The organism is Ignavibacteria bacterium (assembly GCA_016707005.1).
Taxonomy (GTDB): Bacteria; Bacteroidota; Ignavibacteria; order Kapaibacteriales; family Kapaibacteriaceae; genus UBA10438.
The window spans coordinates 236,302-262,134 of the sequence record JADJIQ010000005.1; the positions used below are offsets into that span (position 1 = coordinate 236,302).

The window sequence follows — 25,833 nt, forward strand, 5'->3', positions numbered from 1 at the left end:
AGCCACTCCGGGAGAGTAAGACTCCCGGAGTCAACTCTTAGTAACTCCGTATCTATGTATCTCCGTATCTCCGTATCTCCGTACCTCAGTAACTTCACTCCCATGTCATTGCGAACATTCGACGAGATCAAGGCGTCCGTCTCAGCAGCGAATCTGCGATTCGACGGCGCAACGTTGGAAGCTGATGCGTCAGAACTTGAACGTCTCGGAACGGACGAGGCATCGGCGGTGGCATTGGGAGCGCGTGGGGCGGCTCGACTCTATGCCGGTGACAATCAGGCGGCATTGGAGCTGTTCACAAAGGCTCTTGATCTCTATGAGGGTCTCGGTCACACTCGAGGCATGGCCGCTACACACGTAAGCCTCGGGAACTACTGTTTCTCGGTCGGCAACCATGCTTCTGCCCTGAAACACTTTCAACGGGCTACGGGGCTTTATGAACAATTGGGCGATGTAGCAGGCCTGGCAAAATCGATAAGCTCGTGCGCCATTGTCCATCATGTCATGGGCGATTCGACTCTGGCCCTTGAACAGTTCAACCGAGCACTGGATTCGTATGATTCTCTTGGGCTGCAGCTGGAATCGGCACACGTGCTGAATAGCATTGGCATACTCTACAACACATTGGGACAGTTCGTACCGGCTCTCACGTACTTCCAGCGAGCACTTTCTATCCACGAGAAGTTTGAAGATATCTCGGGATCAGCAACCGTCCTTGCGAACCTCGGAATGGTGCATGCCGGGATGAGCGATGCAGATAAGGCACTCGAGTTCTTCCAACGCGCAATATCGATCCATGAACAACTGGATCAACATCAGCCGATCGCCTACATCACCGGAAACATCGGCACTGTTCTCTACAACACAGGTCGCATCGATGAATCAGAGCCGTGGCTTCGTAAGGCCGTGGATCTCTCCCGGACATGGGCGCTGCTCATCAGCAGGCGTTCTTTACGGAGTTGCTGTGTGGCGCACTCTACGCTCAGAAACGTCTCGACGAATACCATGAGCTGCACGATGCCAATGTCGACCTGATGAGAAGATACCGCGATGTTGAAGCACAGCTCAGCATCACCGAAGCAAAGGTGCTCGTTGATGCCCAGGATCTCGACGGTGCACGATCACTCCTGCAACAGTCTCTTGCAAATGTTTCGGAACTGGGCGAGCGATTCAATGAGCTCACGTTCCATCGGGAGCTGCGCGATCTTGCTCGACTACGCAATGATTTTGAAGGATTCATCATCCATAACGACGCATATACCGCTATCAACGACGAGCTCCGTGGCGCTGATGCCGCTCGGAAATTTCAAATGCAGATCGCTGAGCAACGCATCGAAGCCGAACGCAAGGAGTATGAGAAACACATGGCCGTCCTCCACTCCACGCTCCCCAAACACATCGCCGATAGAGTGGCAAGGGGCGAGGTGGTCAACGATGCCTTCGACAATGCAGCCGTCTTATTCTTAGACGTGGCCGGCTTCACCACAAACTCCAGTGCTCTCGATGCCGGTGTGGTTGTTGAACTCTTGCAGAACATCTTCACAACGTTCGATGCGATCTGCGAACAACACGATGTGATGAAGATCAAAACCATCGGCGACTCCTACATGGCCGTCGCGTTTGGAACAGCGAACGTCATGCCGAGCGGAGCCTGTCCTGCCGAAGGGAGGATCGAGGCACAACAAATAGCGAATAGCGAGCAGCGAATAGCGAATGTAGCGCTGGTCATGATGTCCAGCCCCTTCTATTGGCCACACACCAACGAACGCGTCATGTTCCGCATTGGACTTCATCGTGGTGCGGTAGTGGCCGGTGTACTCGGCACGGAACGTCTTCAGTATGATGTATGGGGCGATACGGTGAATGTAGCGTCACGAATGGAGAGCACAAGTGAGCCGGGGCGGATACATGTGAGCGCGAGTTTTGCTGAAGCACTCAACTCACCCCCTAGCCCCCTCTCTCACGCTTCGCTAGAGAGGGGGAAGTTTAATTTGGTCGAGCGTGGGATGGTAGAGATCAAGGGTAAGGGGGAGATGCAGACGTATTGGTTGGAAAGCACTATATGAGAACCTTCGAAGAGATCGAGAACGACCTTGATCATGCACACAGCATCAACGACACCGAAGCAATGCTGCGTTGTGCAAGAGAACTCGATGCTCTCGCCACACCGCAGGCCGAGGCTTTGGCTAGGAAGTACCGTGGCTGGACTCTTTTTCTTCGAGGTGATTTCCCTGCCGCGCTCGATCACTACAACCACGCCTTGGCACTCTATAAAGATCTCGAAAGCCGAAGCGGGATAGCAGCCATCTTGTGCAACATCGGTAGCGTGGACACCAGCACCGGAGATTACTCCGCTGCGCTCGAGCATTACCATCATGCCCTGGCAATTCATCATGACCTTGGCGAGCGCAGGGCTGTAGCGCGCGTCACGGGCAACATCGGTAACGTACACCGCAGCACAGGAGATTATCCCGAAGCGCTCGAATGTTACCACCGCGCTCTGGAACTCCATGAAGAGCTCGGCGAGGTAAGCGCTGTGGCGCGCGTCACAAGCAACATCGGCATCGTCTACCTCAACACAAACGATTACCCCGAGGCGCTCGCACACTACCACCGCGCCTTGGCACTCCATGAAGAGCTCGGTAATCGCAGCGGCGTAGCGATCGTCACTGGCAACATCGGCCTCGTACACCGCAAGATCTTCGACTACCCAGCCGCGCTCGAGTACTACCACCGCGCTCTTGCACTCCATGAAGAACTCGGAGAACGCGGCGCCATGGCCATCGTCATCGGGAACATCGGTCTTGTACACAAAGACACAGGCAACTACCACGCTGCGCTCGAGTACCATCGCTGCGCCCTGGCACTCCATGAAGAGCTCGGTGACCGCAGTGGCACGGCACGCGTCAAAGAAAACATCCTAAGTACCTATGTCGACATGGGCTCCGACGCAGAGGCAACGGCGCTCCTGCAGGACATGGACACCGCGTATATCGACGATCCTGTGCTACGGTCCAACAGCGAGCTCATGCGTGCAATGCTGCAGGAGCGCAGCGGCGACGTGGATGGTGCTGTCATGACACTTCGGCGTGCCTTATCCGATGCCGACACGCACGGCCTTCGTGAACAGTCCGCCAATATGCACTATACACTCAGAGACCTAGCCCAGAAACGCAACGATTTTCCCAGCTACATCGAACACAACAACGAGTTCACGCGCATCACCGAAGAGATCAACGGCAAGGATACCGCCACAAAACTCGCCACACAGGCCAAGCAACGAGAGATCGATTCGCGTGAACGAGAGTTTGCACAACACATGGCCGTCCTCCACTCCACGCTCCCCAAACACATCGCCGATAGAGTGGCAAGGGGCGAGGTGGTCAACGACTCCTTCGACAATGCAGCGGTCCTATTCTTAGATGTTGCCGGCTTCACCACAAACTCCAGTGCTCTCGATGCCAGTATGGTTGTTGAACTCCTTCAAGACATCTTCACAACGTTCGATGCGATCTGCGAACAACACGATGTGATGAAGATCAAGACCATCGGCGATTCGTATATGGCCGTCGCTTTTGAAACAGCGAACGTCATGCCGAGCGGAGTCGAGGCACAGCGAACAGCGAACGTCATGCCGAGCGGAGTCGAGGCACAGCGAACAGCGAACGTCATGCCGAGCGGAGTCGAGGCACAGCGAACAGCGAACGTCATGCCGAGCGGAGCCTGTCCTGCCGAAGGGAGGATCGAGGCACAACAAATAGCGAACAGCGAACAGCGAATAGCGAATGTGGCGCTGGTCATGATGTCGAGTGTGTTCACATGGCCACACACCAACGAACGGGTGATGTTCCGCATCGGACTTCATTGTGGTCCGGTAGTTGCGGGGGTACTCGGCACACAGCGCATGCAGTATGATGTATGGGGCGATACGGTGAACGTTGCAAGCAGAATGGAAAGCACGAGCGAGCCGGGGCGGATACATGTGAGTGCGAGTTTTGCTGAGTCACTCAACTCACCCCCTAGCCCCTTCTCTCACGCTTCGCTAGAGAGGGGGAACATTCGTTTGGTCGAGCGTGACATAATCGATGTCAAGGGTAAGGGGGCGATGCAGACGTATTGGTTGGAGTAGGCTGACGATAAGACTCTTTATCTCGTAAAGGGCTCTGCGCCTTCATTCAGTATGGACAGAAAGTTGTGATAGGCATAGACGCGGTTGCGTTGTTTACCGGTGATCTCGCGAACGATGCCAAGGTTCATGAGAACTTCGATGGCCTTGCTCGCCGTTGGGAAGGTCATGGCGGACATCTCGCAGATCCGATCGATGGTGGCGATGGGTCGCGCTTGTAAGGCCGAATGCACACGGAGAACACTGCCTAACTTTAGGCCATTCGTACGAATGGCAACGTTATCTGTATTGAAGCGTGAAAGCAGGCGGTGCGCCGTTTCGACAGCACCGGCAGACGTTTGCTCCACTCCCTCCAGAAAGAAGCTGAGCCACTGCTCCCAATCTCCTGTGGTCCGAACAATACCTAGCAGTCGATAGTATTCGGCCCGGTGCTGTTTGAGATACAAACTGAGATACAAGAGTGGCTGACGAAGCACGCCCTCGTTTTGAAAGATCAGTGCGATGAGTAGCCTGCCGGTTCTCCCGTTTCCGTCGAGAAATGGGTGGATGGTCTCGAACTGCACATGAGCCAGTGCCGCCTTCACAAGAGTAGGCACATCATCGCGATGGAGGAACTTTTCAAGATCGGACATGCAGTGTTCCACCATCGCGGCAGGAGGGGGCACGAACTCTGCATTTCCGGGGCGGGTGCCTCCGATCCAATTCTGGCTGCGGCGGAATTCGCCGGGCATACGATCAGAGCCACGTCCGCCCGACATGAGCCGCTCGTGGATCTCTTTGATCAGTCGATTAGAAAGAGGAAATCCTGCCGCCATTCGATTCAAACCATGCTGCATGGCCGCTACGTAGTTCGAGACCTCCACAACATCGTCGAATGGTACACCCGGAGCTTCGTCGAGTTCAAACAGTAAAAGGTCGGATAACGATGACTGTGTGCCCTCGATCTGCGAGGACAATACGGCTTCCCTTCGGACATACGAATACAGGAAGATACCCGCATCAGGAAGCAGGGTCGACACGCTGTCCAGCCTTCCACAGGCCAAAAGCGCGCGCTCCATTGTCCGACTCAGTGCAGCGTCCATTTCGATGGGTGGAATAGGCGGCAAAGCCCTAGGTACGAATGCACGCACCGTCTCACCCCCGACAGAAGAGGCTTCATATGTTCCGTTTTCATGCCGCTGCATATGGCCAACATACGAAATCTCGTCCACTATTAAAGTATACTGCATTTTTCTTTAATAGCGTGGTCCGTTATTAAACATAACGCTGCCAGCTCCGGGAGTCACTCCGGGAGAGTAAGACGTCGGGAGTCACTCCGGGAGAGTAAGACGTCGGGAGTCACTCCGGGAGAGTAAGACTCCCGGAGTGGAATAATCGTTAGGGCTTCCGTTTCCAAGAATGCCCAGTGCAGGAATACTCCGACACGACCAACTACCTCTTGGAACTACGCGAATCGAACATGGTGTGGTTCTCGCTCCAGCCACCCACCCGGTCCGCTCCCGGCGCGTGCCCGGCACTAAGGGTGCCGGGAGCGGTCCTTTGCGCGCTGCTTCCGCAAGGAGATCTCAGAGCTCATCTGAACTTCCAGGTTCACCATGCCCTCCTTGCTGGAGGTCCAGTCCTTGGCATCGGTTGCGTCAATGCTCATTGCCTGACCCGTGGCCCACGAGTCCTGGTTGGCACCAAGGAATAGGAACTGCCAGTTATAGACCTTCCTCTGATGGTCAATGATCCGCGCAACGTCGGAGAGCTTGTATCGCGCGCTGGCGTTCTCATGGCCGTCGGTGACGATCACTACTATCACAGCGCTCGGACGCTCTTCTTCTGTACGACTGGCAAGCCTGTCGCCAACGCGCGTGATCACGCCTACCACTGCGTCGTGCATTGCCGTGCAATCGCTCGGACGGTAGTTCTTCTTCGAGAGGATATGGGGCGATGTGGCTCGCACTCCATCAAGAAGGACCTCCACAGATGTATTGAACACAGCCACAGTGAGGTCTAGCTTCTCTCCGCTGTCCTCTAACTGATCACGCACCACGCCATTCACGCTGCTGATGGTCTCGTGCTGCAAATGCTCCATCGATCCGCTGGCATCAATGATGAGCACAAGTTCCGTGAGATCGTTCTTCATGGGTCCTCCAAGGGTGTTGTTGGTATGGTGCAAAGAACGACTTCCGGACGACGCTATGTGTCGCCCATGAATCGTGCCCACGAATGCCCACGAATCGCTCCCGGCACCAAGGGTGCCGGGAGCGTTTACCGGGGGTTGAATGGGCACGGCAACCGGGTGTGGGCTGCGATTGCTAACTTCTCCCCTCGGCGATCCTCACGATCGACAATAAGGGGCCATGATCTCTTGGGGTGTTTCACTAGCCGCAGTGCAAAGGGGTGCCTGCGGGCTTGCGTTCTTGTTATCAACGGTACTCGCCGTTGCCCAAGAAGAGCGCCCTGCAGATAGCTCCCAATCCACGCCGTTGGTTACGGTAACAGGAAACGCATCGATCACGGCCGACTTCTATGACCACTCGTCCGACCCACCAGGGTCACAGGCCGGACGTCGCCCGGCACAGCTCTATCGTCTGGTCTTTAGCCCCACGATCACCCTAGGCGGGCTTATCTCTCTGCCGTTCAATATCATGCTCACGCTGCCGGAAACGAATACCACTACTCCTACGATCCAAAGTCCGTCCTTCGGACAGTACATCACCAACCCGGCCAACGCCTTCGGGTTCTCAAGCTTTGCTCCACGTATCGGTTGGGCTCAGTTCTTCCTCGGCTCTCATACACCGCAGTATTCAACGCTGTCAAACTCGGATCTGCCTCTCTTCGGTGCCGGGATCGACTTTCAACCCCTCGGTCTGCGGATAGCAGCGTCAGGGGGCGTGGTGCAACGCGCTGTGGAGCCGGATTCCTCGCGTGGCACTCCGGCCACATACCGACGTGACGTATACATGGGTAGGATCGGCACAGCATCCAACGACTCGCTCACCTTCGGTCTCAACGTTGTCTACGCACGTGACGATGTTTCGTCGATTCAGAACAATGTCGTGACGATCATTCCACAGCGCACGGTAGATGGCGATAGCACCATCATCCTCCCGGCCGATACCATACGTCTCCGACCCGAAGAAGGAATGATGGCATCGGTCGATGTAGTCCTTGGTCTTGCCAAGGGCATGAACATCACCGCAGAAGCCGCTGTATCAAGCTTCACCAGAGACCAAACATCGGATGTGAAAAGTATCGATGGCAATCCCCTCGATCTTGTCACCACGACCCGCGTCTCCACACGTGTTGATCTGGCCGGCACCGCAAGCTTCAACGTCAAGTCAAATGTATGGGGCTTCTCCGTTACCACACTCTACATGGGCGCGGGCTACGTGCCCATAGCTCAGCCCTATCAACAGTCGGATAGGTTTGAGTGGAAGGTAGCCCCCTCCCTACAACTGTTTGGAGGCGATGTAGCGATCAATGCCACTGTTGGACATCGCATCAACAACCTCTCCGGTACGAAGGGAGAAACGCTCTCCCAAGCGATCTATGGCGGTACTGTTAACGCACAGTTCAGCGACGGTTTCTCGACGATGTTTCGGTACTCGAATTTTGGCATCCGCAACAAACGTGATCTAGACACGCTGCGTGTGGAGAACGTGAGCCAGTCGTTTGGGATCGACCCGTCCTTGATGATCGACGGTGAGGATGTGCTGCACACTCTCAATGCAAGCTTGGGGCTTGATACCTACGACGACTTCAACGTGGTCTCCGGTATCGAAAGCTCCAACGATATGCGCAGCGCGATCATCAACTACCTCGGCTCTATCAAACCCGTCCCACTCTCCGTAGGCGTGAATGCATCCTACGTGGAAAACATTCTCTTTACGGGGCTCTTCATCGTTCGGTCCGTTGGCGGCATGATCGCCTATCGCTTCCTGAATGGTGATGTTGTTCCGTCGGTCTCGATCACCAATAGCAGTACAACATTCGGACCATCTCCGTCCGACCAACAGCTCTTCTTCAAAGCATCCGTGCGGTGGCGCATAACCAAGACCACCGCCTTCCTTGCGAGTTATGGCAACAACAACTATACGTATGGCAACCCTTCATCACGAAGCACTGCCTTCACTGAACGTATGATCCAGCTCGCTCTGAGCACGTCCTTCTGACCACGCACTGTGAGAACTCTCATGAAACAGCTCGCCCCCTTCACGATGATGCTTTGTGCTGTGTTTCTGCTCGGCGTGGCTGATGGTCATGGACAGCTCCGTGTGTCTCTGAACCTCTCGTCTCGACCCGATCCCTATCTCTCAAACTGGGCACAGCGAAAGGAGATCGTGATCGTGAGCGTCACGAACACGTCATCCAATGCGATCGATGTGAAGTTCGACTGCAAGGTGAATAAGGACGGCGCACTACTCGCCAATACAAAACGCGAAAGCATGCAGATCCTCTCGGTTCAGCCGGGTTCAACAATGTACTATGGCGAAGATCTTGTCCCACTCGCCGCAATGAAGATCATCGGTAATGCTGAACAGACCGCGGCAAGATCCGGGATGTTGCCTGCAGGTGAGTACGAGCTCTGCGTAAGCCTCATCGATCCGATAACAGGCTCCACACTCACACAACCTGTGTGCAAGACCTTCACGATCCAGAGCTATCAATCGCCGGTGCTGCTCCTACCGCTTGATGGTGATAGTCTGCGTATGGGACAACGTCCACTCTTCCGTTGGACTGCTGTCTCACCAAGACCCACGTTTCCGGTGCGCTATCGATTGCAGGTCTTTGAAGTAATGGCTGGTCAAACACCGATCACGGCCTTTCGCGTGAATCAGCCGATCATCGATATCCAAGACATCACGTCAACACAACAACTCTGGCCGCCTGACTATGATCTAACGAGTCAACAAAAGAGATTCGTATGGACAGTGCGTGCGCTGGATGACAACAACAACCCCATTGGCGAACCCGATGGCTATGCAACACCGTTTGTATTGAAGCCAACTGCACCCACCGTTCTTCCGGACATCGTCACGGGCGTTGGCGTAGGCAAATCGGGCGAGGTCAATCAACGCTCGGGAGAAGGGGGCTCATCATCACAACGCTCTTCAGGCGGAGGTGGTGGCGGCGATGCAGCTCGAGTCGCAGCCGTTGTTGCCGTGGTTGATGGAGAGATGGCAACCGTGCAGAAGAAGTCGGCATATGTAACACCACCAAGTCTACCGTGCGGACAATGCAGCTACCCTGTAACGATCTCGGATACAACAGCCCTTGCCGGTGATGCTGTTGTTGGTGACTCCATCACGATCGGACGTTTCAAACTCAAGATCACTGCGCTCACACATGCCCCCTTCGCAAAAGTCACAGGGAAGGGCGAGATCACTATTCCGTGGCTTCTTGCTCGAGTGTTGGTAACGTTTGATAGTCTGCGAGTAAATGCAGCCAAACAAGTTGTAAAGGGCGAAGCACGCGCAGAAGTTGATGCATCGGCACCGCAGTATCCACAACAATGGGCGATCAATCAGGCAACAAGCTGGAACTGGACAAAGCAAGCCGTTGCATGGGTGGATGACTTTGTGAAGCAGAAGGGTGCTATTGTGAAGTCAGTCAACAGCATGAACACGCCGCTCAAGGTCCCACTCGGCTTCAACAACATCAGCGGCAATACGGTCTGCATCTCGGAATTCCTCTTCAAGAAGGATGATGCGCTGATGGCAATGGTGGCCACGGTGCCCCTTGCCAAACTCGACGATACACTCAGTCTTGGACTCAACGAGATCCCGATCTGTCCGGAAGGTGTTGGCAAGACCGCTCGTATGGGACTCCTTGCCGATATCGATGTTAGGGGGCTTACCGCTTCCCAACCAACGTTTGCGATCACGGCACGCGCGCCCTCTACATCACGTCCGGGATGTTACGTGGTGTTTGGATGCGACAACAACAGCGACACACTCTCCATCGATCTAGACGTGGCGTTTCCGCGCGATTGGATCACACCACGTCCGGATACCGATTCTACAAAGCAGTCCGTAGCAACACTCGTCGGCAAGGCCATTGCCTGGAAGGAATGGGTGATCTACGGCAGCCTCCCATCAAGCACGTTGGTGGGTACAAACGGTATGGGGCTCCGTGTTGACACACTCTCCTACGACTTCAGTGACCTGGCAAATCCTCCGGGGATCGTCTTCCCTGCGAACTACAGCGGGGCAACCGACGCCACGTTCAATGGCTTCTACGCAAAGCAGGTCCGTGTTTCCATGCCGGACGGATGGCGCACGTTCGCAGACTCTGTTGGTGCGCCGGAGTTCATCGCACAGTCGCTGATCATCAACAAAACCGGCATCACCGGCACGTTGCTTGGTGTGAACGTGATCCAGTTTCCGAATGCAAACCTGAATCGACTGAGTGCAAGCGTTGATACGGTAAAGGTGATCCTGCTCAACAACAACCTCACCTCTGCATACATGCGCGGCCGACTGCTTCTGCCGATCACGGATACAACACCACAGAATGCGCTGGCCTACAAAGCACTGTTCAATAACGTTGCGAAGTCGTTTGATTTCTCCCTCACACCTACAACGCCCCTCGACATCAAACTCTTTGCCGGTGCCAAGCTTACGCTTCTGCCATCATCATCACTCTCGATGACGATCGCAAAGAATCGGAAGAAGTTCTCCATGGTCTTGAATGGCGGTCTCGGATTTAATGCCATCGATCTGCAAGTAGGACAGAAGAAGGTATCGGTGGATCTCTCGCCGGACTTCGAGAACATGCGTGCGTCGTATACCGACTCCGTGAAGCACACCTTTGACTACTCCATCGGTGATTGGGCCTTTGCCAGCAAGCAGAAGAAGATCGCCAAGTTCCCTATCACGATCGACAAGGTGAAGTTTGCCAAACTCACGCCCGTTGGTGATGAGCTGTTCCGCGGCAAGGTCAATCTCGACATCATTCTTGCACTCGATTCAAATCGTATAGGGGGCAGAGGGTCGTTCGATATGACCGTTGCCGTAGAGAAGAGCAACCCTGGTGCGGCCTTCAAGTTCAAGCCACGCTTCATCGACTTCAACGTCAACAAGGTTGCTGTCCATGCCAAACTCGCAGCCGTTGAAATGAGCGGTGAACTCAACTTCTACAACGAAGATCCAACATGGGGCAACGGGTTTGCCGCATCGATCAAGGCAAAGTTCAAGGCATTGCAATTGCAGATCGATGCTGCCGGACGATTCGGGTCAAAGGTCGACAACACAAACAACCGTTTCCGCTACTGGTACGTAGATGCAAAGGCAATTCTTCCACCTCCGGGCATTGTCTTCCTTCCCGGCTATGCCTTCTATGGCTTTGGGGCAACGGCGTGGCAGAGAGTCTTCGTTGATATGTCGGGCGCTAAGCCGAACGCTGCAGCTGTTGCTGGCGCAACCACAACAACCACCGCAGCAGGCAGTGGCGCAACCATGCAGCCGAATAGAACGATCGGTTTTGGATTCAAGGTTCTGGGAGTGTTAGGTACATCACCCGATCCATCCAAGCTCAATGCAGATGTTGCATTAACAGGTCAGTTCTCCAACACAGGCGGTATGGTGAACATCGGCTTCATCGGCGATCTGTGGATGAAGGCTAAGCTTCTCGAGCGTGCATCCGCTCCTGTGAAGGGGACGCTGAATATCAATTACGACTTCACAACGCAGATCTTCGATCTCAATGCCACAATGACAGTCAACAAGCCCCCTGTTACGGGCAATGGCAATCTGAAGGTCCATCTGGAGGGTAAGACCGGCATCTGGTATGTGAAGCTTGGCGAGCCCACAAATCGGAACACCGTTGCCGTAAACTTCCTCGGAACGAGTATCTCTGCGAACGCCTACTTCATGTTTGGGAAGAACATCACGCCCCCTACCGGATTCACACAACGCACCTACAACGGGCTTGCCAGCGTGGGATGTTACGGCATGACGCCTTCGTCATCCGGAACGACCGGAGCGATCTCGGGCAATGGATTTGCCGGTGGACTTGATGTTGGCTTTGATTCCGGAGAACGGATGCGCGATATCGTTGCTCGTCTCAAAGCAAAATGGCGTTTTGCAGGGGGCTTTGAATTCAACGCCTCACTTCTGCGATATCCGAACGGCTCGTTGTGTGGTGGAGATGGAATGAATTGGTGGTATGTGCAAGCGAATGTTGCCGCCTATGCCATTGCCAGTGCGAGCGTCTACATCACACCAAAGAAGATCTCCGATGGATGTCTCGTCTGCTGCACCAAGAATCACCCCAATGGTTGTACGTTCAATATCGCAACAATCAAGTTTGGTGCGTGGGCCGAGGCCGGATTCCCGAACAACTCATGGATACAAGGTCAGGCAACCGGCTCGTATGACGTGTTAGGCGGTGCCTTCCAAGGCAGCTTCACTGCCGAGTTCAATGTTGGAAACAAGTGTACGCCTGCCCCTCCGGTAAGTGCAACCGTGGCAGCTCAGGACGTTGCGGCCGAACAATCAACGAAACTCATCACGTCGGTTACACCGGCACATAACTCGCTGAATGTAGCCCTGGCTGAGCCACTGATGGCGATCTACTCGTTTGAACCGAATGCTGCGTTCGAACTTGTAGAGCAACAAGGAGGTGCAGGGGGCAATACCATTAACCGCACCTTCCAGGTGAAGTATGCTGTCACGGTAGAGCAGTTGAACGAGAGCACGTGGGCACCAGTTACGATGACCATGACGAAGGATGCTCTTGGTGCCTACCTCTTCCGTCGGAAGTCCAACGTGGTGATCAATTCGAACCTGGCCAATGATGTAGTACTTAGCACCACCGGCCCGATGTCTGCCAACACGATCCCTGTCTCCGCCTACAAGCCACCAAAGACTACGGCAGTGAAGCCCCCTCCAAGCAACACAGCTGCATTCAACAACACGTTCAATCCTGTGGAGAATACTCCGCCCCCTACAGACAATGACTCGTATGCCTTCGATAACAGCGGAGTAGAGAACTTCAAGAAGTCTACATTGGATTGGGAGAACGCCAAGAAATATCGTGCTACCGTAGTGGGTACGTTGTGGGAGTTGAATGCGAGCAATCAATGGGTGATCGCAAAGTCGAAGAGTACGAATCAGAACATCACGCAGACCGTGACGTGTGTCTTCAGCACACCGATGCCGATGGTAGCAGTTGTGAAGTCTGCCCCAAAGAACAATGTCAAGTGACCACCGATACCAAGGACTGACAGTCATGAGCAAGATTATGATCTCCGTCGTGCTCTCTGCACTCGTTGTGTTTGGTGGCACTCTCCACATCCAAGCCCAATCGAACGAGAGTCTCAATAGTGCACTTCGCATTCAGATGAAGGGCATTGCCAAACGATATCAAGACTCCGTTGTCCTACGCTGGGCTCCAGGGAACGCGGCATTGTGGCGCATGTCTCGAACACAAGGTTTCCTCATTGAACGTGCTGAGGTAGTAGGTGGCAACGTTGGCGCCTACCGGGCGTTGACTGCAAAGCCCCTTCTTCAATGGAGTCAGCAAGAGTGGTCCACTGTCCTTCAAACCTATCCCTATGCAGACAGCACGGAAGAGCAGCTTATCGCAGTAGCCGTGGAGATGTCGGAACAATCCGGCGTCCCAACGGATATGGTGATTCGTGATCTGTCGGACCTCGATGCATTGCGCGAGAATAAGACCCGATTGGAAACGGCCTTCACCTTTGCCTTGATCGTTGCAGAGCGAAGCAGGGTTGCTGCCAACGGTCTTGCAATGCGATTCGTTGATCCATCGGCTGATGTCAGCAACACGTACCGATACCGCATATCAATGATCGGTTCAACAACACCCTATACAGTTGCACCGGCCATCATCGAGGTGGGTCCGTATCGTAAGACCGCAGCAGAGCGCACCGTTGGTATCGCTGCAGAAGGTCTGGACACCAAGGCCATGCTCGTATGGGCCAACAACACCGGTCACACAACATTCGATGTCTATCGTTCCGATGACGGACGAACGTTTGCAAAGCTCAACACAGCACCGATCATGACGTTGCGATCCGGTACGTTGGATTCTGAATCGAATGGCTACATCGATTCCGGTCTCGTGAACTATCGCACCTACACCTACCGCATCGTTGGACACAACTCCTTTGCCGAAGAAGAGATCCTTGGAGCGATTCAGGTGATGCCTAGAGATCTCACTGCCCCGCCAACGCCAAGTGGTGTCCGTACAGAGCACATAGGAACCAAGGATGTGTCGATCACGTGGGATATGCCGAGTGAGCCAACGCCGGATCTCGACGGCTTCTATGTTCAGCGTGCACGTGCAGAGGACGGGCCGTATTCATTAGTGAATGTTAAGCCCCTTACCGCAGATTCGCGACGGTTCATTGATACCTCTGCGATACTTGGCGACGCATTGTACTACCAGGTTGTCTCGGTTGATACAGCCAAGAATGGAAGCCTCTCCTTCCCGGTCTACGTTGCTTTTGCCGATAGCATCGCCCCTTCATCCGCCGTTCTTGTACGGGGCTCCATCGATACCGCCGGCATTGTTCGGGTCGTGGTGCAACATCCGCCCGATACCGATGTTATGGGGTACAGACTTCTTGTTGCGAATGATTCTACGCATGAGTTCACGGTGAAGCGCGAGTTGTTTGATGAAGACTCGATGTTTGTGCGTTCAGACACCATCCTCGTCGATACGATCGAATTGAGGACTCTGACGAAGTTTGTGTACTACCGTGTAGTGACGTTGGACTGGCACTACAATGAGTCGGACGTGAGTAACATGCTTGTCTTGCCACGTCCAGACATCATTCCCCCAGTCTCCCCCGTTATCACGGACTACGTTGTGACCGACACAACCATCATTGTGTCGTACAATCCGAGTACGAGCAGGGATGTGAGTCATCACGTGATCCTACGCCGTCCGTTCAGCGCGAATGGTGCGATAGAGCCCGCATGGGATTCCCTAGCACGAGGAGGAGTTCGCGACAGCATGCTCATCGACAGCGCCGGAGTGCGTTCGGCAACGTATCAATACGCTGTGGTTGCCTATGACAGCGCGGGAAACAGGTCGCCCCTTTCCAACATCGTCACCCTTGTTCGATACGACAACGGGATCCGTCCACCAGTGACCGATCTCCGGGTTACCTATGACTCCACGGCACGGACCAATCTCCTGGAGTGGAACTACACGAACATCGGAGAGCCCCACAGCTTCCTAATCTACAAGCGTCTTCCCGGAGGAACGTTGGGATCGTACGCCATTGTCAAGGACCAAACCCTGCGCGAGTTCTTGGACACGAAGCAAGCGGACGCCCGAGCTACCTATGGTGTAAAGGTCGTTTGCCAAAGCGGTGCTGAGTCTTCGATCGTCACCATCACTCCACGGCCTTGACGTTATCATCCGGAATCCGATCCACAAGGACGTTATACGGATCGATCCCGACGTTGGCCGGACGTTCCGGAACATTGAAGGTATAGGTGTTTGTAGCGCGCGTTACCTTCACACGACGCATGGCAAGGGGCTTGCCAAGCTTCTGACCCTTCGCGGCTTCTGCAAACACACCGATGTCGATGTAGTCCTGCAGAACAACGGGCGTTTCCTTGCCAAGCGTGTCTGCACGGTACTTCTCGGAACGAGTAGTGACCGTAACCTGCCACTGAGCACCCACCTTCTTCGCGCTCGATGATTCAACGCGATTGGAGAACAACGTGATGTTCTCAAAGAGGTCGTCTATGAGATACTGCAATGAGTCTGGGGTAACGGCTCTGAACGCCGCAACGGCATGGATCGATGTCGGGTAAGGGGCTTCTCGATACGCATGATCTGCCAATAGCTTGCGTAGCGCAGCATTCACCTTGTCCTCTCCGATCATCTCTTTGAGGTAGTAGAGAACTACAGAACCCTTGTTGTAGTGAATGTAGCCCTGACCCTCGGTGGCCATGATGGGACGCTCGGCTTCATATTCGCCAGCCCTGCCGCTGAGGTAGTTATCCATCTCATAGGCCAAGAACTTCCGCATCTTCTCCTTGCCGTACTCCTTCTCCATCACCATCAATGCAGAGTATTCAGCAAAGGACTCGGAGAGCATTTCGGAACCCTGCATGTCTGCGCCAACTAGCTGATGCGCCCAATATTGGTGACCCATCTCGTGGGAGACAACAAAGAACACGAAGTCGATGTCGTCCTCTCCTACATCACGTAGATCAGCAATGAAGCCAATTCCTTCACTGTACGGCATGGTACCGGGGAATGCCTGGGCAAAGCTCGAATACCGTGGAAACTCAATGATCCTGCACTGCTTGTGATAATACGGACCATAGTTGGCGGTATAATATTCAAGACTCTTCCTCAGGCTCTTTAGCATGTTCGGAACGTTGTATGCGTGCTTGGGAATGTAGTAGACTTCGAGATCGATGCCGTTCCACTTCTCGCGGGCAACTTCATACCGTGCCGACATGAACGAATAGAAGTTCGCAGATGCATGGTCCAGTGTATACTCGAAGTACCGACGTCCATTCTTGCGCCATTCCCGGCGGAGCGAACCTGGAGCAATGGCGATCTGATCCTCAGACGTACCGATCACGGTTGAAACATTCACCAGGTCAGCATCGACATCCAGATACATCCTGCCGCGCGCGTCCATGTTCATCGTGTCCAGTCTTGGCATGCGATGTCGAGGGGGCAATCCATATTCGCGACGCTTGTTCTTGTCCGACAGCTCTGCTCCTGTACTGTATCCAATGCTCGGCAAGATCTCCATGTTATTGAAGAACGTTCCGTTCTGCGTGACCGATGTGTTCGATACGTTGTTCTCAAAGCCCTTGGCGATGTAGTGTCCGCGTGTATGGATGGGCAACGTATCACCCGGCATCATCGGCTGCGACAACCGATAGATGCGATACTTCAGCCGCGTATCATTCAGCGTGATCTTCGCACCAGGGATGTCGATCACCAATGAGTCGAGAGACGTTGGGATGTTGAAATGCACATCGCGGATCACTTCGTTGGTTTTATTCAAGAGATGCCCCTTCACATCCACGAACAAGTTTCGTTGTTCTGGATAGACCTCGATCGCGTACTGAAGATCTATCCAACGGGGCTGTGCAAGACGTTCATACTTCTTGTACGTAAGCTCATAGGACTTGGCCATCTCTTCAGTCTCGTCGGATGAGGTGTAGGTGTTCAGCACCTTCGTGTTAAAGAACACCCATCCTCCACAGACGATAAAGGCAAGAAGAGCAAGTGACAGCTGCCATCGTTGCTCATAGAGTCGGACGCGTGCCGTAGCGATGCGTGCTCTAAAGGACGTTTCCTTACCACGCTGTAAGAACGCATAAACAACGCCGCTGAGCACCAAGGCCGCCATCGACCAATAGACGTTGAACCAGATCTGCGGCGTTACGAACGGACCCCATGCATTCATGTCGGAATACGTGAAGCCCGGCGTTGCGCCATATCGTAGCATATTCGACTGGATGTCCAAAGCAGGCCACACAAAGGCGTTCACCACCAATACGGCTACAAAGGCGAAGTATGCAACGTAGCGGTTGTTGATAAGGGACTGGAACAAGAAGGACATCACGATGAGGTAGCCAAAGCCCAGCCCCTCTACAACGATGAGTCGGATGAAGTACTGCCACAGATCCACTTCTGCATAGCCATTGAGGAGCTGGATCACGATCGCTACGGGCATTGCGCTGGCCAGTACTAAGAGGATACCGCAGAACAGCGCAATCAGCTTCGAAGCAAGCGTCATGCTTGTTGCCATTGGTGTGGCATCAACGATCTCCGAGATGCGTGCATCTCTGTCGCGCCAGACGATCACACCTGTATAGAACGCGATGATACCAACAACAAAGAGGGAGAAGCCCCCTATCACCGTGCTCAGGACATTGTACGTCACTGGATACTGGGCACCGCCATATCCGTCTGTGAACGTAGTAAGGCTTGCAATGAGGTTGATAAGACCGATCACCACGATGATGATGAACGGTCTGTTCTTTACAAGCGCCTTGAGTTCATATCCAACAAGACCCAGCAGTGTGCTCCATTGGAATTGATAGGCGGGAGCTTCTGCAAAGGGGCGGAATGGTTCGTAAGCGGACGTAGCGATTGCAGCATCAGGAACTGTCTTTTGCTTGCGAGCACGTGTCCGGCGTTTTGTGGTGGAGAACAGCGCGTAGATACCAACGAGTATCAATACCGCCACACCCATCCACACAAGCCGGTTCATCAAGAGGTCACCCTCGAGTGCAGCCGGCATTGCGTTTCGCTCATCCGTGGTGAGATATTTCGTTGCAATGGTGAAGGGCTGCGATCCAAATGGGTCGAGGAGGTTGGCCAACCACTCTTGTTCGATATCACGTGTGTAGCCACGGCTCACCACATAGAATACCAAGATCATCATGCTTCCAACGAACGACACGATGGTGCTGCGGAAGATCATCGCCAAGCCGTAAACGATGGCACCTGTGAGGAGGGTGTTGGGAATGGCAAAGGTGATAAGTCCGTAGAGGTGACCGTTCCATATGACCGGCCCGTAGCGTGCGGGTTCTGCCCATGGCATCAACGGTCCGAGCAGTGCGCCAACACTGACGCCGAGAAGCGGAATGATGGCAAAAGTCACAGCGCCGAAGAACTTGCCGAAGAAGTATCCGCTGCGTGATATCGGGGATGAGAAGATGAATTGATCCATGCCCGTGCTGATATCGCGATTGGCGGTTGCCGACATAAAGGCCGTTGTCATGAGAAGGCACAACAACGACATCAACATGTAGTAACCCTCGATCACGTACGGAGCGTTTTTATGCACGCTCCCAACGCCCCCTCCCAACTGAATCGAATCTGAGCTCACTGCACCAAGGACAAGAAGAGTATTGATGCCGAGGAAGATCCACGTCATCGGCGATCGAAGCCATTGCTTCCACTCGAACGTCAAGAATGTGAACATGTGACGTCCGTTAGATGAGTGAGTTGAGTTTTGCGAAGTACACGTCCTCTAGCGTTTCATCCGTGGCGCTGAAACCCTCCGGCGGTGCATCATCAGCGTAGATGTGGAGAAGGGGCTTTCCACCCACAAGCTTGTGACTGATCACGCGATACTGTTCTTCGAAGGCGGCAAGGTCTGTTCGCTCAACGCGACGTTCATAGATCTTACCACGTACCATATTTAGGGCATCATCGGTTGTGCCGGTATACAGTACTCGACCCTTATCCATCACAGCCATATGAGTGCAAAGCTCTCTCACATCTTGTACGATGTGCGTGGAGAGGATCACCACCACCTGTTCGCCGATCTCGCTGAGGATGTTGTAGAATCTATTGCGTTCGCCTGGGTCGAGTCCGGCTGTAGGCTCATCGACGATCACGAGTTTTGGACTTCCGATCAGACATTGAGCGATACCAAAGCGCTGCCTCATACCGCCGGAATAGCTACTCACTGACTTCTTCCGTTGATCGAAGAGGTTGACTTTGTGGAGCAGGTAGTCCACCATTTCCGAGCGTTGTTTTGCGTCGGCATGACCCTTGAGGATCGCCAAATGATGCAGCAGGTCTGTTGCGGAGGTTCGGGGGTAGACGCCGAACTCCTGTGGGAGGTAGCCGAGAAGTTGTCGGACGCGGTCTTTGTCCTTGAGGACATCGACATCACCGAGCATTACCGACCCGGAGTCAGCCTCTTGGAGCGTTGCCAACGTGCGCATGAGTGTCGATTTACCCGCGCCATTCGGTCCCAGGAGGCCGAACATCCCGGTACCGATCGAACATGTCACATCATCAAGAGCACGCACACCATTATCGTACTCCTTGGTTACGTTGTTGATCTCCAAACGCATCGACACTCCGCAGTAGGGTGAAACAGACAGGCCCCCTTGACGGCGACGGACCCGAAAGGTTTCAATGTACGCCACGGAGGGCGTACCCACACCCGAACCCGTGCCCGGCACCAAGGGTGCCGGGAGCGTATCTTTGTGCTATGGCGAAATACAAATTCGACGGCCGCTACCTCACATCTGCATCCGGACTCCGCATTGGAGAACTCGTCGTGAATGCTATCAAGAACGAGGGTGGCGCGAAGATCGGGATCATCGACGGCGACATCATCAAGAATGCCCGGGGCATCAAGGTAGGCTCGTTCGATGGGAACAACATCAAGGACCACGTGGGCAATCGCGTGGGAGGTGTAGCTGATGTTGCCCGCTCCGTGAATGGCACCATCGGCATGCCGATCGTGGCGATGTGGTGGTTTTTTGTGCGATAACGCCCGAACTCGGGCTCACACCCGGCATCATAGGTACCCGGCATCACGCCGGATGACGTCCGCGGAAGAACCACTCCAGCACCTTCCCCTTGCCAACCACGCGGCTCACTTCGTTCATGATGAAGTACGGCACCAAGGCAAATACAAAGACAAGTATTCGCGACATCATCTCGTTCGCCCCAACGGCCGTGATCTCTTCGATCGACGCTATCACCGTGAGTCCCTCGATGAGCCCGCGCACGATGTGTTCCAACAGAACGAACATCGCCGAGAACAGCGTAAAGAGCACCACTTTGTACATCGTGGGAATGATAAGGGGCTTATCATCAAATCGCTTAACCACGGAAACGAACTTCACGATCAAGATCACTTTTGCAAAGACCAGTGCCTTGATGATGGCAAAGCCATACTCGTGATACTCAATCCCCAGCTGCGCCATGATCAGAGATCGATAGGTCAGGAATGAACTGAAGATGAAGAAGAGATAGATGGTGATACCCACCATCTCTTTAAACTCCTTCACAAACCACTTGACGATCGTATTGCTCATTTCTCCCTCATGGTATATCGTGTCCCACGTAATATTAGCACATTAGCACATTAGCACATTAGCATTAGCAGATTAGCACATTAGCACATTAGCACATTAGCAGGGTACCATGTCCCACCACATCCGCCGCACAGTACGCATCCTCTCGATGTTATCGAGCGGTAACGCATTTACAACAGCGGAGATCGCAAAGCGAGTTTCGGAACTTGAAGACGATAAGGTAGTAACGATACGACAGATCCAGCGCGACCTTCGTACGATGACCGAGGCCGGCGTACCGCTTACAGAAACGCGGGACGGACGTTCCAATCGTTGGTCAATGCCATCCGGTACACGACTGCTTCAGCCCCTTACCGTCAACTCCGGTGAACTGCTCTCCCTCCACATCTTGAAGGGGGCTCTTGCAACGTTCAAGGGAACCAAGGTGGAACAAGATGTAGATCGACTAGCGCGGAAGTTGGAGAAGCTTGCGCCAGGGACGGTCTTTATGCAGGAGGATCTTGTCAGCGAAGTATCGCCCGGACGTTATGCTACTGCCGTGAGCGACTCCGTCCTCGTTGATATCGTTGCAGCCATCGTGGATCCGCATTGGGACCGGGTAACGTATCGGAGCATTCATGCCTCAACTGTGAAGACCTTTGTTGTGAGCTTCTGTCGACTCATCAATCATGCGGGCAGGCTCTACGTTGCAGCATGGCATCCGGTCCATCATCGCTATATCACACTTGCTGCTGACAGGATCGATCATGTGGAGCGAGCCAGTGATGTGAACGACCCGATCCATTCGTTCAATGAGAAGAAGTACCGCTCCGGAAGATTTGGCGTGTATGATGGAGAGGTAACGCCGATAAAACTTCGGATCGACAAAAGCGCGGCGCCGTTCTTCACGTCGCGCATTTGGCATCCTTCCCAAGAATTCACTGAGCTCAGCAATGGCAACGTGAACATGACGCTCAACGCCCCGCTCTCCCCCGAACTTCTGTCGTGGATCGTTAGCTGGGCAGATGTGCTGACCATCGTGTCGCCCAAGAGGCTCAAGGACGCCTGCCGCGCCAAGGTCGCCAGCCTCCTGTAGCCCGCTGCCGGTAGCCCGTTTAAACCGCGCCAGAACCGCACCCGGCACCCTAGGTGCCGGGCGCGGTTCTGGCGGTTCTGGTACGTTTCAGGCCCCGATTCTGGCACGCCTATTGCTGATATCACCCCCCTATGCCATCCTTGCGCCCGCTTTTCACAGCCCTTGCGTCCATTCTCATCCTTGCAGGATGCACCTCCGACGTGGTGGTCCCGGATCCGCCAAAGGATGTGATCATGTTCGTTGCCCGTGATCCGATCACGCGTGTCACAACATTCTACCGGATGAACATCGATGGCACAGAGCTCACAGCGGTTGGACCGGTCACCGCTCCTACCAAGAATCTCATCGCCGTTACTGATGGTGGTCGGTATCTCTTCTACTCCGGAAAGAGCGGATCGGATCTGCCGTTGTTCCGGTTCGATGTGTCGGCCACTTCGTATACGCAAGTAAGCCCAACAAGTGCGGCCTTCCCTACGCCATCTCCGAACGGAGACCGTATCGCATGGTTCGAACTTAATAGCGGACGATATGAGCTCATCGTTTGTAGTAAAGATGGTACGGAGCGAATCACCCTCGTCGATTCTGCGCTCATCAAGGCATCGATCTCCGTACAGGGTCCACCAGCATGGTCACCCGATGGATCGAAGATCTGCTTTGTTGCCACCGACACCACACTCTCCGGACGTATCGCTTCGGTTCCGTTTGTAGTTACCGTTGCAACCCGTGGGATCCAACGCTTCCGCACACGCGATGAAGTCAAAGCAGCTCAGTGGCTCTCTGATGATGCCATCGTCTACCTCTGGAATGAGCGGAGTTCCTTTGTGCTGAAACGGTTCGCCCTCAGTACAGAACGTGAAGACAACGTAACGTCCACGCTCCCAACACTGAACAGCTCGGTCATCAGTGTATCGCCCGACCACACAACCATTGTCTGCGTCAACCCAATGCTGATCGTTGATGTGGCAACAGGCACCTTTAAGACGATCCCAACCAACGACGCCGTGATCCACGAACGTATGTGGTCACCTCGCTCAGATGAATTCATATACGGCGACCGTACATCGGCCTCTCTCTACTCCGAGCGCCTCTTCCGCGTGTCGAAACTCGGCGCTCCGCTTCCACTCCCCAACGTGGATTCCCTCGGTAGTTCTGCCAGCGTCGTCTGGATGCGCTAACAGCGTAATATTGCCGTAGTTTCTACGGCATTAACAGCTGAACTACCGATGTCAATGTGTTGTGGCATAGCTAAATTGCATACGTCATTCACTACGTACGGCCAAAGATCTCATGCATCCTCATTCCCCTTCGTGTGCATCGTGTGGCACCCGCGTAACGTCTACGTTCGCCTCGCTCACAATCGACGAAACGGCTGAGGTGTCGGATGTGAAGTCCTGTGCGAATTTCGGACGCAATGCATCGATATTCAACTACGGACAATATCCCCGTGGTGTGTACTGCATTCATCACGGCCATGTGAAGCTCACGCGCCCTGGTTCCGATGGTAGAGAACAGATCCTTCGGTTCGCTGGCGCGGGCGACATGGTTGGCTACGCAAGCATGGTCTCCGGTGTTCCGTACTCCATGAATTGCACGGCAGTTGAAGATTCCTCTGTGTGCTTTATACCAAGTGAGACGCTTTTTCGCATCGTTCGCGAGAATCCCCATCTCGCATTGCGCGTGATGCAGGACCTTTCCCATGAAGTTGAAGACGCAGAACGCAGAATTGTAGAGATCGCGCAAAAATCCGTTCGGGAGCGCGTAGCCGAGGCACTCCTCGTGCTCAAAGAAACGTTCGGTCTGAGTGAAGATGGCGAGACACTGAATAGTCCACTCACTCGCGAAGAGATCGCGGCAATTGTTGGTACGGCTCCGGAAAGCGTTATCCGCACCCTTTCCGAGTTTAAGTCCGATAAACTTATCGAGACAGAAGGCCGTACGATCCGCCTCAAAAATGTGAGGGGGCTCAGCAAAACCGCAAATATCACGGACTGACCTGACAAAAGTCATAGTAACAGGATGGTCTCGCTGGCGAACTTGGTAGAGGTCATGAAAAACGACACTACCACATCGCCCCGTTCACCTTGGGATCGTTTGTTTCCTGAGACGTCGCGCCGAACTGTACTGCGCGACATGGATCTGTATTCCCCAGGAGACTCGTCAGACTCTGTGTTCCTGGTCGAAAAAGGTGGGATCGTGGAGATCCGTGCGGATGGCTTGGGAATCACCCACGCTGTTGGATTGAGCGGTCCGGGTTCTCTTCTCGGTGCGCGCCTTACCACCACGGCTGCCGTGCATGCCGTACGGGCCACAGCTCTCGCGGATAGCGTGGTTCGGGTGATGGACAGGGCCGGATTCCTGCAGTCTACATTGTCAGACCCGGAGTTGGCTGCTGCCTACATGCATCAACTAGCCAACCGCCTCGAAACAGCGCGGCATCTGTCAGAAACTTGCGCAGCTCCCACTACCGGCGATCATATTCTTGGTGTATTGGAAACTGTAGCAGCAACATTTGGTGTTAGTGACGATGGATCGGCTTCGATCCCAGTGCAAGAGTCTCTTCTCGAACGTATGACCGGCACGCCTCACCGCCTGCTGATGGCGGCAGTTCACGAACTTCGATCACACGGACTGGTCCGGATAGAAAAGGATGCTGTACGATGGGTACTGTAATGACCAATCCCGAAGCTCTCTCGGTCTCACCTTCTGAGCAAGGTCAGATGCTACGAGCGTGTATGTTGCGCGAAATGCGATATACAGGCCTCCTGAGGAACATCGCCGATCAACTCTCTCAAATTGAATCGGTTCTCCCTGCTGAAGCACGCCGGGAAGTTCAAGGACTTCACCGCGAAGTACTGCAAGCACTTGACACGGACTCGATGGCTCATTTTGAACACATCTTTGAGACCATGCACGGCGGCTACCTTCAACGGCTGGCCTCTGAGTATCCTACTCTCACTCCTACGGAACTACGACTTGCTGCATTCCTGCGGCTACCCATGCCGTCCAAGGAAGTGGCCCGCTTGTTCTCGTGCTCGGTTCGAAGCATTGAGAAACACCGCGAACGGATGCGGAAGAAGTTTAATCTGGATCCGCACGACAATTTGACGACCTTTCTTGCCTCTAGGGTGTGAGAATCCAATCCCGCTGGCACTTTTTCGTACCTTTGCGAGTCTGCTAATGGCAGCAGACATCCGTCCTACCGCAAAGGAAACGTCTCTATGGCCAAGAAGATCGAGCGCCCAACGTTGGGCAAACAACCAAAGACATCATGGACCAATCCGTGGTCCCGTCAACATTACATCTACCTCGCAGCCGGTGTGGCCGTGATCGTAGTTGGTTTTCTGTTGCTCTCCACGGGTATCTCCCAATGGGATAATCCACTCGCCGTTGATGTTGCTCCGGTCGTTCTTGTACTCGGATACTGCGTTGCAATTCCTGTTGCCATCATGTGGGCTGGCAGAGCAAAGACAGACGCCTGAAAAGGCAAAACCTCATGATCAAAAAATACGCTGATGACGTACGTCCGGAAGACGAGGAACGTATCCTCGTGCGCACCGAACGACGCATGCGATCCGTTTCGCGTCTCCATGCAGCGTCAACCTTGGTGCGTAACCTCGGCGTCCTCTTCCGCATGATGCGAGACCAAACATTCAAGATGTCGTGGCCAACTCGTGCAATGATTCTCGGCGCCCTTGTGTATTTCTTGGTCCCTACCGATGCTACCCCGGATTATATTCCGGTACTCGGGTATGTGGATGATACACTCATTGTAGGATGGGTGATCAAACGCCTCGCACGAGAAATCGAACGGTATCGCACCCACCACTCTACTTGAAGCT

Annotated in this window: 19 protein-coding genes; 14 read left to right on the top strand and 5 right to left on the bottom strand. The window is 54.1% G+C overall.

Annotation, left to right across the window (positions count from 1 at the left end; translation table 11 throughout):
* Window positions 1–102 precede the first annotated feature (102 nt).
* The 3 genes from IPI29_09555 to IPI29_09565 are packed head-to-tail and all read left to right on the top strand — an operon-like array spanning window position 103 to window position 4,129.
* Window positions 103–1,035: a tetratricopeptide repeat protein gene (locus tag IPI29_09555; GenBank protein MBK7412785.1), complete on the top strand. Its 933-nt coding sequence runs from the start codon at window positions 103–105 to the stop codon at window positions 1,033–1,035.
* Complete coding sequence (locus IPI29_09560) at window positions 924–2,066, top strand: hypothetical protein (protein ID MBK7412786.1); 1,143 nt, start codon at window positions 924–926, stop codon at window positions 2,064–2,066. The genes IPI29_09555 and IPI29_09560 overlap by 112 nt, the downstream gene beginning before the upstream one ends.
* Window positions 2,063–4,129, top strand: coding sequence for a tetratricopeptide repeat protein (locus tag IPI29_09565; GenBank protein MBK7412787.1), 2,067 nt, complete (start codon window positions 2,063–2,065; stop codon window positions 4,127–4,129). Before IPI29_09560 ends, IPI29_09565 begins: the two co-directional genes overlap by 4 nt.
* 17 nt (window positions 4,130–4,146) lie before the next feature.
* On the opposite strand, the gene IPI29_09570 is transcribed toward IPI29_09565, so the two are convergent.
* Together IPI29_09570 and IPI29_09575 are read right to left on the bottom strand one after the other, a co-directional pair.
* Window positions 4,147–5,310 carry a Fic family protein gene (locus IPI29_09570; GenBank protein MBK7412788.1) on the bottom strand — a complete coding sequence of 388 codons (1,164 nt, stop codon included), beginning with the start codon at window positions 5,308–5,310 and terminating at the stop codon, window positions 4,147–4,149.
* 332 nt (window positions 5,311–5,642) lie between these two features.
* The gene (locus IPI29_09575; GenBank protein MBK7412789.1) at window positions 5,643–6,257 is read right to left on the bottom strand and encodes a VWA domain-containing protein; all 615 of its coding nucleotides are present in this window, start codon (window positions 6,255–6,257) and stop codon (window positions 5,643–5,645) included.
* 217 nt (window positions 6,258–6,474) lie between these two features.
* Here IPI29_09575 and IPI29_09580 point away from each other — a divergent pair, with 217 nt between their 5' ends.
* From IPI29_09580 to IPI29_09590, 3 genes are read left to right on the top strand one after another with little or no spacing between them, the layout of a single operon-like run.
* Complete coding sequence (locus IPI29_09580) at window positions 6,475–8,289, top strand: hypothetical protein (protein ID MBK7412790.1); 1,815 nt, start codon at window positions 6,475–6,477, stop codon at window positions 8,287–8,289.
* A gap of 21 nt (window positions 8,290–8,310) precedes the next feature.
* Window positions 8,311–13,323 (top strand): hypothetical protein, encoded by a 5,013-nt coding sequence (locus IPI29_09585; GenBank protein MBK7412791.1) that lies wholly within the window; start codon window positions 8,311–8,313, stop codon window positions 13,321–13,323.
* Window positions 13,324–13,348: 25 nt separating this feature from the next.
* Window positions 13,349–15,502 carry a hypothetical protein gene (locus IPI29_09590; protein ID MBK7412792.1) on the top strand — a complete coding sequence of 718 codons (2,154 nt, stop codon included), beginning with the start codon at window positions 13,349–13,351 and terminating at the stop codon, window positions 15,500–15,502.
* On the opposite strand, the gene IPI29_09595 is transcribed toward IPI29_09590, so the two are convergent.
* Together IPI29_09595 and IPI29_09600 are read right to left on the bottom strand one after the other, a co-directional pair.
* On the bottom strand, window positions 15,486–19,061 hold the full coding sequence (locus IPI29_09595) for a hypothetical protein (protein MBK7412793.1): 3,576 nt from the start codon (window positions 19,059–19,061) through the stop codon (window positions 15,486–15,488). The two genes, IPI29_09590 and IPI29_09595, sit on opposite strands and share 17 nt — an antisense overlap.
* A 10-nt stretch (window positions 19,062–19,071) precedes the next feature.
* Window positions 19,072–19,944 (bottom strand): ABC transporter ATP-binding protein, encoded by an 873-nt coding sequence (locus IPI29_09600; protein ID MBK7412794.1) that lies wholly within the window; start codon window positions 19,942–19,944, stop codon window positions 19,072–19,074.
* A gap of 140 nt (window positions 19,945–20,084) precedes the next feature.
* On the opposite strand from IPI29_09600, the gene IPI29_09605 reads away from it, so the two are divergent.
* Window positions 20,085–20,369 (top strand): hypothetical protein, encoded by a 285-nt coding sequence (locus tag IPI29_09605; GenBank protein ID MBK7412795.1) that lies wholly within the window; start codon window positions 20,085–20,087, stop codon window positions 20,367–20,369.
* A 43-nt stretch (window positions 20,370–20,412) separates the two neighbouring features.
* Here IPI29_09605 and IPI29_09610 read toward each other — a convergent pair whose 3' ends face one another.
* The gene (locus tag IPI29_09610; GenBank protein ID MBK7412796.1) at window positions 20,413–20,919 is read right to left on the bottom strand and encodes a hypothetical protein; all 507 of its coding nucleotides are present in this window, start codon (window positions 20,917–20,919) and stop codon (window positions 20,413–20,415) included.
* Window positions 20,920–21,028: 109 nt separating this feature from the next.
* Here IPI29_09610 and IPI29_09615 point away from each other — a divergent pair, with 109 nt between their 5' ends.
* From IPI29_09615 to IPI29_09645, 7 genes are all read left to right on the top strand, one after another.
* Window positions 21,029–21,994 carry a WYL domain-containing protein gene (locus IPI29_09615; GenBank protein ID MBK7412797.1) on the top strand — a complete coding sequence of 322 codons (966 nt, stop codon included), beginning with the start codon at window positions 21,029–21,031 and terminating at the stop codon, window positions 21,992–21,994.
* Window positions 21,995–22,125: 131 nt separating this feature from the next.
* The gene (locus IPI29_09620; GenBank protein MBK7412798.1) at window positions 22,126–23,169 is read left to right on the top strand and encodes a PD40 domain-containing protein; all 1,044 of its coding nucleotides are present in this window, start codon (window positions 22,126–22,128) and stop codon (window positions 23,167–23,169) included.
* 112 nt (window positions 23,170–23,281) lie between these two features.
* On the top strand, window positions 23,282–23,986 hold the full coding sequence (locus IPI29_09625) for a Crp/Fnr family transcriptional regulator (protein ID MBK7412799.1): 705 nt from the start codon (window positions 23,282–23,284) through the stop codon (window positions 23,984–23,986).
* Between the two features lie 54 nt (window positions 23,987–24,040).
* Window positions 24,041–24,664: a Crp/Fnr family transcriptional regulator gene (locus IPI29_09630; GenBank protein MBK7412800.1), complete on the top strand. Its 624-nt coding sequence runs from the start codon at window positions 24,041–24,043 to the stop codon at window positions 24,662–24,664.
* Window positions 24,664–25,125, top strand: a complete 462-nt coding sequence (locus IPI29_09635) for a hypothetical protein (protein ID MBK7412801.1) — start codon at window positions 24,664–24,666, stop codon at window positions 25,123–25,125. Before IPI29_09630 ends, IPI29_09635 begins: the two co-directional genes overlap by 1 nt.
* A gap of 87 nt (window positions 25,126–25,212) precedes the next feature.
* Window positions 25,213–25,473: a DUF3098 domain-containing protein gene (locus IPI29_09640; GenBank protein ID MBK7412802.1), complete on the top strand. Its 261-nt coding sequence runs from the start codon at window positions 25,213–25,215 to the stop codon at window positions 25,471–25,473.
* A gap of 14 nt (window positions 25,474–25,487) precedes the next feature.
* The gene (locus IPI29_09645; protein ID MBK7412803.1) at window positions 25,488–25,829 is read left to right on the top strand and encodes a DUF1232 domain-containing protein; all 342 of its coding nucleotides are present in this window, start codon (window positions 25,488–25,490) and stop codon (window positions 25,827–25,829) included.
* Window positions 25,830–25,833 lie beyond the last annotated feature (4 nt).